Origin of the sequence: Parvibaculum sp. (genome assembly GCF_049672805.1) — a bacterium.
Classification (GTDB): domain Bacteria; phylum Pseudomonadota; class Alphaproteobacteria; order Parvibaculales; family Parvibaculaceae; genus Parvibaculum.
The window spans coordinates 1-10,201 of the sequence record NZ_JBATWS010000422.1; the positions used below are offsets into that span (position 1 = coordinate 1).

At 62.0% G+C, this 10,201-nt stretch carries 12 protein-coding genes, 1 tRNA gene and 1 pseudogene; 6 read left to right on the forward strand and 8 right to left on the reverse strand.

The window, feature by feature from the left end:
* From WBF74_RS13045 to WBF74_RS13070, 6 genes and pseudogenes are all read right to left on the reverse strand, one after another.
* Window positions 1–448, reverse strand: a pseudogene (locus tag WBF74_RS13045) (RNA polymerase factor sigma-54); the annotation flags it as partial.
* Between the two features lie 25 nt (window positions 449–473).
* The gene (lptB, locus tag WBF74_RS13050; RefSeq protein ID WP_424440631.1) at window positions 474–1,262 is read right to left on the reverse strand and encodes an LPS export ABC transporter ATP-binding protein; all 789 of its coding nucleotides are present in this window, start codon (window positions 1,260–1,262) and stop codon (window positions 474–476) included.
* 110 nt (window positions 1,263–1,372) lie between these two features.
* Entirely contained in the window at window positions 1,373–1,933 is a 561-nt protein-coding gene (gene lptA / locus WBF74_RS13055) for a lipopolysaccharide transport periplasmic protein LptA (protein WP_424440609.1), read from the reverse strand.
* Window positions 1,933–2,694, reverse strand: a complete 762-nt coding sequence (gene lptC, locus WBF74_RS13060) for an LPS export ABC transporter periplasmic protein LptC (protein ID WP_424440611.1) — start codon at window positions 2,692–2,694, stop codon at window positions 1,933–1,935. Before lptC ends, lptA begins: the two co-directional genes overlap by 1 nt.
* A gap of 95 nt (window positions 2,695–2,789) precedes the next feature.
* Window positions 2,790–3,401 (reverse strand): ribonuclease D, encoded by a 612-nt coding sequence (locus WBF74_RS13065; protein WP_424440613.1) that lies wholly within the window; start codon window positions 3,399–3,401, stop codon window positions 2,790–2,792.
* A 46-nt stretch (window positions 3,402–3,447) separates the two neighbouring features.
* Window positions 3,448–3,534 (reverse strand) — tRNA-Leu (locus tag WBF74_RS13070).
* Between the two features lie 201 nt (window positions 3,535–3,735).
* On the opposite strand from WBF74_RS13070, the gene WBF74_RS13075 reads away from it, so the two are divergent.
* Genes WBF74_RS13075 through queG form a run of 4 tightly spaced genes read left to right on the forward strand, consistent with a single transcriptional unit; the run spans window position 3,736 to window position 7,001 of the window.
* The gene (locus WBF74_RS13075) at window positions 3,736–4,755 is read left to right on the forward strand and encodes a complex I NDUFA9 subunit family protein (protein ID WP_424440615.1); all 1,020 of its coding nucleotides are present in this window, start codon (window positions 3,736–3,738) and stop codon (window positions 4,753–4,755) included.
* A gap of 11 nt (window positions 4,756–4,766) precedes the next feature.
* On the forward strand, window positions 4,767–5,180 hold the full coding sequence (gene cueR / locus WBF74_RS13080; protein WP_424440617.1) for a Cu(I)-responsive transcriptional regulator: 414 nt from the start codon (window positions 4,767–4,769) through the stop codon (window positions 5,178–5,180).
* A gap of 11 nt (window positions 5,181–5,191) precedes the next feature.
* Window positions 5,192–5,872: a glutathione S-transferase family protein gene (locus WBF74_RS13085; protein ID WP_424440619.1), complete on the forward strand. Its 681-nt coding sequence runs from the start codon at window positions 5,192–5,194 to the stop codon at window positions 5,870–5,872.
* Window positions 5,853–7,001 carry a tRNA epoxyqueuosine(34) reductase QueG gene (gene queG / locus WBF74_RS13090; protein WP_424440621.1) on the forward strand — a complete coding sequence of 383 codons (1,149 nt, stop codon included), beginning with the start codon at window positions 5,853–5,855 and terminating at the stop codon, window positions 6,999–7,001. Before WBF74_RS13085 ends, queG begins: the two co-directional genes overlap by 20 nt.
* Here queG and WBF74_RS13095 read toward each other — a convergent pair.
* Window positions 6,991–7,758: a hypothetical protein gene (locus tag WBF74_RS13095; RefSeq protein WP_424440623.1), complete on the reverse strand. Its 768-nt coding sequence runs from the start codon at window positions 7,756–7,758 to the stop codon at window positions 6,991–6,993. The genes queG and WBF74_RS13095 overlap by 11 nt on opposite strands.
* A 68-nt stretch (window positions 7,759–7,826) precedes the next feature.
* Here WBF74_RS13095 and WBF74_RS13100 point away from each other — a divergent pair, with 68 nt between their 5' ends.
* Window positions 7,827–8,702, forward strand: coding sequence for an SDR family oxidoreductase (locus tag WBF74_RS13100; protein ID WP_424440625.1), 876 nt, complete (start codon window positions 7,827–7,829; stop codon window positions 8,700–8,702).
* Here WBF74_RS13100 and WBF74_RS13105 read toward each other — a convergent pair.
* A complete protein-coding gene (locus tag WBF74_RS13105) occupies window positions 8,697–9,494 on the reverse strand; it encodes an alpha/beta hydrolase (protein WP_424440627.1) in 798 nt (265 codons plus the stop codon). The genes WBF74_RS13100 and WBF74_RS13105 overlap by 6 nt on opposite strands.
* Window positions 9,495–9,550: 56 nt before the next feature.
* On the opposite strand from WBF74_RS13105, the gene WBF74_RS13110 reads away from it, so the two are divergent.
* Window positions 9,551–10,201 (forward strand): glycosyltransferase (locus tag WBF74_RS13110; protein WP_424440629.1); only part of this gene is annotated, 651 nt, incomplete at its 3' end.

Consider the following 10,201-nt stretch of genomic DNA (forward strand, 5'->3'; position numbering starts at 1 on the left):
GTGTCAGCGTGGCTTCGAAGCTGAATTCGCCATCGCCGGTGCCGCCGGTGCTGCTCGTCCGGCTGCTCTGCCAGTCGGATGACGGCTGGCCAGGTATGGCTGCCGCATCATTCTGCGCATCGGCCCGGCTTTCATCGGCATAGATATTTTCATAATCCGTATCGAGATCACCATCACGAAGCGGCGGCGGCCCGTCTTCGGAAAGGGAAAGCGATGTCTCTTCCGTAACGATACGGTCGCGGTCCCGATCGTCGCGCAGGTCGTCGCCGGAGCTGCGCTCATCATCATTGGAGCGCAACTCGAGAAGCGGATTGCGCTCAAGCTCCTGCTCGACATATTCGGCCAGTTCGAGATTGGAAAGCTGAAGAAGTTTGATCGCCTGCTGAAGCTGCGGCGTCATCACCAGGGATTGTCCCTGACGGATCTCCAGTCTCGGTGCTAGTGCCATGTCTGCTCAGTGCCCCCGCATCCGATCACAGACTGAACCGCTCGCCGAGATAGAGGCGGCGCACATCTTCATTGCCGACAATCTCGGCGGGGGAGCCTTCCATCAGCACCGTGCCGCCATGAATGATGACGGCATGGTCGATCAGCTCCAGCGTCTCGCGCACATTGTGGTCGGTAATGAGAACGCCGATGCCACGATCCTTCAGATGCGCCACGAGATCGCGAATATCGCCGATGGCGATGGGGTCGATGCCCGCGAAAGGCTCGTCGAGCAGCATGAAGGACGGCTGGGTCGCAAGCGCGCGGGCAATTTCCACGCGGCGGCGCTCGCCACCTGACAGGGCAATGGCAGGCGTGCGGCGCAGATGCGTGATTGAAAACTCGGCGAGGAGATCATCAAGCTCGGCCTCCCGCCGCTCGCGGTCCGGCTCGATCACTTCAAGCACGGCCCGGATATTCTGCTCCACCGTCATGCCGCGAAAGATCGAGGCTTCCTGCGGCAGATAGCCGATGCCCCGCCGCGCACGGCGGTACATGGGCAGATCGGTCACATCCTGCCCGTCGAGATAGATCGAGCCGTAATCGGGCTGGATCAGCCCCGTAATCATGTAGAAAACGGTCGTCTTGCCGGCACCGTTGGGGCCGAGAAGGCCAACCGCCTCGCCGCGTTGCACATGGAAGCTGACCCCGCGCACAACGGGGCGGCCCTTGTAGCTTTTGCCGATTCTGTCGACGGAAAGCCCCGGATTATCGGCTACGAGATGCGGCCCGCTCTCGGCACCTGCGGTGCGAGCGTCGCCCTCATATCCTGCCATGTCCGAATTGCCCGTCATAAGGCCCCACTTCCTTGATTAATGCCATGAAACGTCACTTGGCATTAAAATTGTATGAAGTGAAGAAGGCAATCGGCACTTATGCGACTGGATCAGTCTTTATCGGGCTGGAAGAGGCCGCGAACGCGGCCTGTACCGCCATTATTTGCGCCCTCTGCGCCGCTGACGCGGGCCTGGCCGGTGGCAAGATTGACGTAAAGACGCGAGCCGCGAATGACGTTGTCGCCCTGCCGGAGCACCACGGCATTGCCCATTTCGATCTGGCGGTCGGTGACCTTGTAGGTCGCCCATTCGCCGCTCGCGGTCTGCGCATCGGGGGCGGACACCACGACATTGCCACTGGCGGCAATCCTGTCGATGCGCGACGACCCGGCACCGCCGCTGCCATTATAGAAAACGGTGAGCTTGTCGGATTTCAGCCGCATCTCCCCCTGTTTCACCCGGACATTGCCGATGAAAGTGGCGGTCTGCTTGGTGTTTTCTACTTCCAGCGCATCCGCCTCCACCTCGATCGGCTTGTCGGGATCGGTGCGGAAGCCACCCGGCTGCTGGGCGAGCGCAGGGGAGGAAAGGCAGAGCAGGGTGGCCACCAGGGCGCTGGTTGCCCATCCGCCTGCCCGCCGCTCGCGTGAGAAAATGCTGTTCCGGCGCATCAATCCTTGTCCTCTTCACCCTGCTGATCCGGGAGAATCAGCATTCTGACATTGCCGTCGAAGCGCAGCACCTGCGTTGCGCGCTCGGCCTTCATGCCGTCGGCGCGCAATGTGCCGAGCGGCCCGTGGCCTTTAACTTCATTGACGCTTTCAAGTGCGCCCCGCTCGAAATCCACCCTGACGCTCTCGCCATGCATTTCATAGCCCCAGGTGGTGAAGATATCGATCTGCTGCTGAAGGTCGAGCGTCTGTTCTTCCGAATTATAGATACCCGCCCGCGCCGTCAGCGACATCCACTCTTCATCTTCATTGAGCTTGATGTCGGCCTGAATGTTTTCAAAGGTCACGAAATTCGGGCGGGAGAGATCCTGCGTCGCATTGTCGGCGGTCATGAGATAGGGCTGCCCGTCCGCCGTGATGCCGGCAACGCGCGGGCTTACCATGCGCAGATCGCTGGGTTGCTGGTCGATCTCGCGGAAGGCGATGTCGAGTTCATCGCGCCTGTCAAAGACACCGGAATAGAACAGGATCACACCGAGAAGCAGGATCGCGCCAAGCGGCAGCACGATCTTCATGGCGGAAACAAAGCTGCTGTAGCGCGATTTCGCCGGGCCAGCGGCAAGGCGCGGCTCCGGGCGCGGGACGGATGGCCGGGCGCTGCGCGTCGCTCTTGCCTCTCCGGCGCCGGACCTTTCGTCGCCGGTACCCTCGCTCATCTTCTGCTGCTCCACTTCGCCGCTGTCCTGAAAGGCGCGGCGCATGCCCCCCGCTCATGCGTCAGTATGCGCGGAAGCTCCATAATGCGTCAACGAAAGGCCGGACGCCCGCAAAGGCAGGCCGGGCGCTTTCGCCTCACTCAATGCGCGAAAATATCCTGCTCCGGCCAGCCCGCGAGATCGAGCGCGGCGCGCACGGGCAGGAAGGCAAAACAGGCTTTCGCAAGCTCCGTCCGCCCTTCACGGGCCAGCATGTCGTCAAGCACCGCCTTGATCTCGTGGAGATGCAGCACATCAGATGCGGCATAGGCAAGCTGCGCCTCGGTAAGCTCGCGCGCACCCCAGTCAGAGCTTTGCTGCTGCTTCGACATGTCAACATTGACGAGTTCGCGCGCGAGATCTTTCAGCCCGTGTCGGTCCGTATAGGTGCGGACGAGCTTGGAGGCGATCTTGGTGCAATAGACGGGCGTGGTCACAACGCCGAGATAGCGCTGGATCATCGCCAGGTCGAACCGCGCGAAATGGAAAATCTTCAGGACATCGGGATTACCCAACAGCGTGCGAAGGTTCGGCGCATGATAGGTCGATCGGTCGAGCTGAACGATATGGGCGTTGCCGTCCCCTGCCGAAAGCTGCACCACGCAAAGCTGGTCCCGCTCGGGGTTCAGCCCCATCGTTTCGGTATCGATCGCGACGCTCGCGCCGAAATCGATACCATCGGGCAGGTCGCCCCTGTGCAGCGTGACGGCCATTTACCGGCTCCGCTTTGGCCCCGCAGAGAGAGGGGGAAGAAAGGAATGGTGCCCAGGAGAAGACTCGAACTTCCACGCCCTTGCGAGCGCCAGCACCTGAAGCTGGTGCGTCTACCAATTCCGCCACCTGGGCACGTGAGGCGTTGCTTAAATAGGGGCCGCCTTATTGTCAATGGACTGGCGCGAGAAAGACGGGACGATCTTCCGCTTTCTGCCTTTCGAGCGCACTTTGCCCCGCCGCCAGCATAGGCTATCAAGGGGGCAGTCAGAGATGTGGCCCAGGCGCGCAAGGCGCCGAGTTCGGGGCCGGGTTTCAAGGGAAAGGCAAGACCAGATGAGCGGCGAAGGCGCAGGCCAGCACGACAATGCAGACCGGAACAAGGCAGCGGGCCGCCTTGCCAGAGGCAGCCTGGTGACTGTTTTCGGCGGATCGGGCTTTTTGGGGCGTCATATTGTTCATGCGCTCGCCCGCCGGGGCTACCGAGTGCGGGTTGCCGTGCGCCGTCCGAATGATGCGCTCTTCCTCCGCCCCATGGGTGTTGTCGGTCAGGTGGAGCCCGTTCAGGCCAATATCCGCGATGACGCGTCGGTTCGCGCGGCGGTTGCCGGTGCGGATGCGGTGGTGAACCTTGTCGGTATCCTGCATGAGAGCGGCCGCCAGACATTCAAGGCCGTGCAGGATGAAGGCGCTGCCCGCGTTGCCCGCGCCGCGCGGGATGCAGGCGTCGTCTCTTTCCTTCATGTCTCCGCCCTTGGCGCGGACGAAAACAGCAAATCCGCCTATGCGCGCAGCAAGGCCGCGGGCGAAAAGGCGGTGCGCGAAGTGCTGCCTCAGGCCAATATCGTGCGGCCTTCCATCGTGTTCGGCCCGGAAGACAATTTCTTCAACCTCTTCGCCGCTCTTGCGCGGCTCACGCCCGTGCTTCCGGTGATCGGCGGCAATGCGCTTTTCCAGCCCGTCTATGTGAAGGATTTGGCGGAAGGTATCGCCTGCATCATCGAAAGCGGTGAGGGCGGCAAGGTCTATGAATTCGGCGGCCCCGAAAAGCACACCTTCCGTGGTCTGATGGAAGAGATGCTCCGCGCAACACTGCGCAAGCGCACGCTTCTGCCTGTTCCGACCTTCCTTGCGACACTTGTTTCCTGTGTGACGCAATTCCTACCGAACCCGCCGCTCACGCCCGATCAGGTGCGCCTCCTCGGTCAGGACAACGTGGTCAGCGAGGAAGCAGCCGCAGAGGACCGCACGCTTGAAGGGCTGGGCATCACGCCGACCACGCTCGCACTTGTATTGCCGACCTATCTCTACCGGTTCCGCAAGGCCGGCCAGTTCGAGCGCGCCAACGCGAACTGAGGGCATCGCCCATGAATATTGGAGAAGCGGCCGCGCGTTCCGGCGTTCCCGCAAAGACCATTCGCTACTATGAGGACATCGCGCTGATCGAAAGTGCGGAGCGCAATGCCAATGGCTATCGCTTCTATTCGCCGGAAGATGTGCATACGCTGCGCTTCATCGCGCGTGCCCGGTCGCTTGGCTTCACCGTTGCACAATGTCGTGATCTCCTCATGCTCTATCGGGATCGTGCCCGCTCAAGCGCGGATGTGAAGGCGATAGCAGAAAACCATATGGCCGAGATTGATGAAAAGATCAGTGGTCTGATGGCGATGCGCGAAACGCTGGCATTGCTCACCCGCAAATGCCACGGCGATGACCGCCCCGACTGTCCGATCATCGAAGAGCTTGCTGCCGGAACGATGGCGCAGAGCACAGGGAAGTAGAACGCGAAAACATGCGCCAGCTTTATCATCTGCCGATCTCGCCCGCCTGCCGCAAGGTGCGCCTCGTGCTCGCGGAAAAGAATATCGAGTTCGAACTCGTGGAGGAGCGGGACTGGGAACGCCGCCGCGAGTTTTTGATGATGAACCCGGCAGGTGAAGTGCCCGTACTCGTGGAAGAAGATGGTGAGCCGCTTTCAGGTGCGACTGCCATTACCGAATATCTCGAAGAAATCTCACCAGAGGTGAAGCTCCTGCCGGAAGATCCACGCGCCCGCGCAGAAGTACGCCGCCTTGTGGACTGGTTCGACCGCAAATTCGAGGCGGAAGTTTCAGGCGGGCTTATCTTTGAAAAGGTGATGCGCCGTTTTCTCGGGGCGCATGAAGGGGGCGGTGCGCCGGAGATGAGCGTCGTGCGCGTCGCGCTCCACAATCTGCGCTATCACCTTGATTACATCTGTTACCTGATGGAGGAGCGGAACTGGCTCGCCGGTGACGCGCTGACGCTCGCCGATATAACGGCTGCTGCGCATATTTCCTGCCTCGACTATGTGGGGGATGTGCCGTGGAACCAGTATCAGGGCGCAAAGGACTGGTACGCGAAGATAAAGTCGCGTCCTTCCTTCCGCGGCCTTCTCGCCGATCACCTGCCGGGCATGCCGCCGCCCAAGCTCTATGCCAATCTCGACTTCTGATCCGGCACACGATCAGACCGCGTTGCGCAAGGCGCTGATGGCGCGCGCGAGGGAAGCAGGCTTCGACGATATCGGCTTTGCGCGTGCAGATGCCCGGCCCGATCTTCCCGAAAAACTGGGCCGCTGGCTCGCCCTTGGCCGTCACGGCTCGATGGACTGGATGGAAGAAACAGCCGCGCGCCGTGCCGACCCGCAAACGCTCTGGCCGGAAGCGCGCTCTGTCATCATGCTCGCCCTGACCTATGGCCCGGAAAGCGACCCGCTTGATCTGATCGACCGGCGCGAGCGTGGTGCTGTTTCCGTCTATGCGCGCAATCGCGATTATCACGACCTTGTAAAGAAGCGTCTGAAGCAGGTGGCGCGTTGGCTCGCAGAGACGCAAAAGACGGAAGTGAAGGTCTTTGTCGATACGGCGCCCGTCATGGAAAAACCCTTCGCGCAGGCGGCCGGGCTTGGCTGGCAGGGCAAGCACACAAATCTCGTGTCGCGAAAACTTGGTTCCTGGTTCTTTCTCGGTGCGATCTTCACCACGCTCGACATTGCGCCCGATGCGCCGCATGACGATCATTGCGGCGCGTGTCATCGCTGCCTTGATGCTTGCCCGACAAAGGCGTTCCCCGCGCCTTACGAACTCGATGCGCGGCGCTGCATCTCCTATCTCACCATCGAGGAAAAAGGGCATATCCCGCGCGAGTTTCGCAAGGCGATGGGCAACCGGATTTACGGTTGCGATGATTGTCTTGCCGTCTGCCCCTGGAACAAGTTCGCGCAGGCCGCGCGCGAAAGCGCCTTTCATGCCCGAGAGGAACTGGAGGCACCATTGCTTGCGGAGCTGGTGCGGCTTGATGATGCGGGCTTTCGCGCCTTCTTCTCCGGCTCCCCGGTCAAGCGCACGGGGCGCGACCGTTTCGTGCGCAATGTGCTGATCGCGATTGGCAATTCGCACGAACCTGCCCTTGCCGAAGAAGCATGGAAGCTGATCGACGATGCCTCGCCGCTCGTACGGGCAATGGCCATCTGGGCGCTTGGCGAACTCGGCGAAGGCGAAGCGCTGCGCGCCCGCGCCGATGCCGCCCTGCATGTGGAAGAAGATGAAGCCGTGCGCGAGGAGTGGCGTTCTATTCGCTGAGATAATCTCTCGCTGCCTGCGCTGCCGGGTGCCCGCTCCGGCCCGTTTCCTCCGCATAGCGCGTGACGGCAAGCCAGTCGGCAAGCGCATTTGCCCGGTCTCCCAGCGCGTGATGCACAAGGCCGCGCTCCAGCAGCGCATCGAGATCATGCGGCTTGAGCTTCACTGCCGTATTCGCATCGACCAGCGCCGCGCGGGGATAGCCAAGCTCCCGGTTTGCCGCCGAGCGGAGCAGCAGAGACTCCGGGGAGAAAGGATTGCGGGCGAGCGCCTCGGCGGCATCGCTGCGCGCGCCTTCCCAGTTTCCTGAAATCGCCTTCACCCGTGCGCGGCCCGTGTAATAGGTCGCCTCATCGGGCATCCGCGCAATGGCATTGTCATAGGCGCGGATGGCGGAGTCCGTCGAACCGGCAATCGACCAGGCATCACCAGCCTGCGCATAGATTTCCGCGCGCATGGCGTCATCCGCGCGTGTCAGCCTTTCGGCAAGCGTGAAGAAGGTGCTGCCTGCCTCGGCCGCCCGGTTGAGCCCCATCAGCGCCAGCGCTTCGCAGTGAAGCGCGCCTGCTTCTGCGTCGCCCCGTTGCAGCTTCATCGTCTGCGCCATGGCGAGCGCGCGGGCCGCATCTTCCGCGACAAGCTCAAGACACTCATCATAATCGGGCAACCCGGCTTCCCCCTCAGCTTGCGCAAGTGCCGCGCAGGGGGCAAAGAGAAGGGCGGCAAGCGCCAGCGAAGGCAAGATCATGTTTTTCATGGGCGACAGGGTTGTCCAGCGCGCTCCTTCTTGCAAGCGCCAGTTCTCGTGAAGAGAGAGGAAACAAGATGAAAGCGGGCAAGCGGCTCTTCTGTTTCGGGTGCGGCTATAGCGCGCGCGTCTTCGCCCGCCGCTTTGCAGCGCAGGGCGGCAGCGTTGCAGGCACCGGCCGGACAGAGGAAAAGATGGCAGATCTCCGCGCGGCGGGGATAGAGGCATTCATCTTTGCTGGCGACAAGCCATTGCCTGAAGAGGCGCTCAAGGGCACGACACATCTTCTGATCTCGACCCCGCCCGGCGAGGGAGGTGATCCCGTGCTCGCCGCGCATCAGGATATCTTGCGCAAACTTGTCCCCGCTATCGAATGGGCGGGCTATCTTTCCACCACCGGCGTTTACGGCGACAGAAAAGGCGGCTGGGTGAGCGAGGACACACCGCTCGATCCGGCAGTTGCCCGCAGCGACCGCCGCGCCGCAGCTGAAGCGGCATGGACGACGTTTGCGCGAGCGAGCGGGTTGCCGCTCCACATCTTCCGCCTTGCTGGGATTTACGGGCCGGGCCGCAACCAGCTCAAAAGCGTGCTTGAGGGCACCGCGCGTCGCATCGTGAAGGAAGGGCAGGTTTTTTCACGCATCCATGTGGAAGACATTGCGACGGTGCTGGAGGCATCCATCGCGCGGCCCAATCCCGGCGCCGTCTATAATGTCTGCGATGACGAAGCAGCGCCCGCACCCGATGTCGTCGCCTATGCGGCGCTGCTTCTCGGCAAGGAGCCGCCGCCCGAGGTGGCCTTCGAGGAAGCAAACCTCTCGCCGATGGCTGCGAGTTTTTACATGGCTTCGCGCCGCGTTTCGAACCGTCGCATCCATGAAGAACTCGGCGTCGAGCTTGCCTATCCGACCTATCGCGAAGGGCTGAAGGCGCTCCTGGAAAACGGCCTATAATGGTTTTTCGATGTCGGCTAGCAACCCTTCCACCGTCTCGATGAGGCGCTGAATGTCTTCCGGCGTCGAAAGCCGGTGATCGCCTGATTTCGACAGGGTGATGATGACATCGCTGCTTTCAAGTTGCTCGACAAGCCGCATCGCATGTTGCCAGGGCACATCTTCATCCTTCATGCCCTGAAGGATGCGTATTGGCATGTGAAGCGGGATCGGCTTGTCGAGAATGAGATGGTTCCGCCCCTCTTCGATGAGCTTCATGGTGATTTCATAAGGCTCATCGGAATAGTCGGAAGGCTCGCGATAAAGGCCCTCGCGCATGAGCGCGTCGCGGATCTCCTGCGAGAAACCTTTCCACATCAGCTCTTCGGTGAAGTCCGGCGCGGGCGCGATAAGTACCAGTCCTTTCACGCGCTCAGGCCGCGCCAGCGCGCAGAGTAGTGCTATCCAGCCACCCATGCTGGAGCCGATCAGCACTTGCGGGCCTTTCGCCAGCGTGTCGAGCGCGGCCAGCGCATCATCAAGCCACCGCCCGATTGTCGCCTTGCGGAAATCCCCGCTCGATGCGCCATGCGCGTAATAATCGAAGCGTGTAAAATGCCGCTCTGCCCCGCGCGCCCAATCCGCAAGGGCGCTCGCCTTGGTGCCCGTCATGTCAGACTTGAAACCGCCAAGCCAGGTAAGGCCCGTCGGGCGCGGCGATGCGGGTTCCTCGACGAGACAGGCAAGCGTCTCGCCGCTGCTTCCCTCGTAAGGCGGGCGCTCAAGCTTGCGAGGTGAGGTCGTGTCGGTCATTGTCTTTTGCCTCTTTCGCTTCCTTGGGGGCGATCATCCAACAGGGATTCCCGCCTTTGGCCAATCCGTTCGAAGAGTTGAATCCGCGCCCGACCATACTGCAAATCGTGCCCGCGCTCGAAACAGGCGGTGCGGAGCGCACCACGGTTGATATAGCGGCTGCCATTGTCGCGGCAGGTGGCCGCGCCATCGTGGCAAGCCGGGGCGGGCGCATGGTGCCGGAGCTTGCGGCTTGCGGTGCCGAACATATCGAGATGGCCGCCCATTCCAAGAACCCCGTCATCATGGGATTGAATGTGGAGCGGCTTGCGCGGCTCATTACGCGGGAAGGCGTTGATCTCGTTCACGCGCGCTCACGCGCGCCTGCATGGAGCGCGCTCGCGGCGGCGCGGCGCGCGCAGAAGCCTTTTGTCACCACCTATCACTCCCGCGTGCATGAAAAGCCGCGCCTCAAGGTCTTCTACAATTCGGTGATGGTGCGCGGCGATGCAGTGATCGCCAATTCCGACTACACCGCAGAAAACATTCGCAAGGTTCACGCGCCGTCCGAAGGACGCATCTTCACCGTGCCGCGCGGCATCGAGATTGAGGCTTTCGCACCGCCGCCCGTAGCGCGTCTCGAAACATTGGCGGCGCGCTGGGGCGTTGCGAAAGGGGCGGCGGGCACGGTCGTCTTTCTTCATCCTGCTCGCCTCACCCGCTGGAAG

Coding starts and splice junctions, on each gene's coding strand:
- lptB (WP_424440631.1), bottom strand. CDS start 1,262: ATGGCAGGATATGAGGGCGACGCTCGCACCGCAGGTGCCGAGAGCGGG.
- lptA (WP_424440609.1), bottom strand. CDS start 1,933: ATGCGCCGGAACAGCATTTTCTCACGCGAGCGGCGGGCAGGCGGATGG.
- lptC (WP_424440611.1), bottom strand. CDS start 2,694: ATGCGCCGCGCCTTTCAGGACAGCGGCGAAGTGGAGCAGCAGAAGATG.
- WBF74_RS13065 (WP_424440613.1), bottom strand. CDS start 3,401: ATGGCCGTCACGCTGCACAGGGGCGACCTGCCCGATGGTATCGATTTC.
- WBF74_RS13075 (WP_424440615.1), top strand. CDS start 3,736: ATGAGCGGCGAAGGCGCAGGCCAGCACGACAATGCAGACCGGAACAAG.
- cueR (WP_424440617.1), top strand. CDS start 4,767: ATGAATATTGGAGAAGCGGCCGCGCGTTCCGGCGTTCCCGCAAAGACC.
- WBF74_RS13085 (WP_424440619.1), top strand. CDS start 5,192: ATGCGCCAGCTTTATCATCTGCCGATCTCGCCCGCCTGCCGCAAGGTG.
- queG (WP_424440621.1), top strand. CDS start 5,853: ATGCCAATCTCGACTTCTGATCCGGCACACGATCAGACCGCGTTGCGC.
- WBF74_RS13095 (WP_424440623.1), bottom strand. CDS start 7,758: ATGAAAAACATGATCTTGCCTTCGCTGGCGCTTGCCGCCCTTCTCTTT.
- WBF74_RS13100 (WP_424440625.1), top strand. CDS start 7,827: ATGAAAGCGGGCAAGCGGCTCTTCTGTTTCGGGTGCGGCTATAGCGCG.
- WBF74_RS13105 (WP_424440627.1), bottom strand. CDS start 9,494: ATGACCGACACGACCTCACCTCGCAAGCTTGAGCGCCCGCCTTACGAG.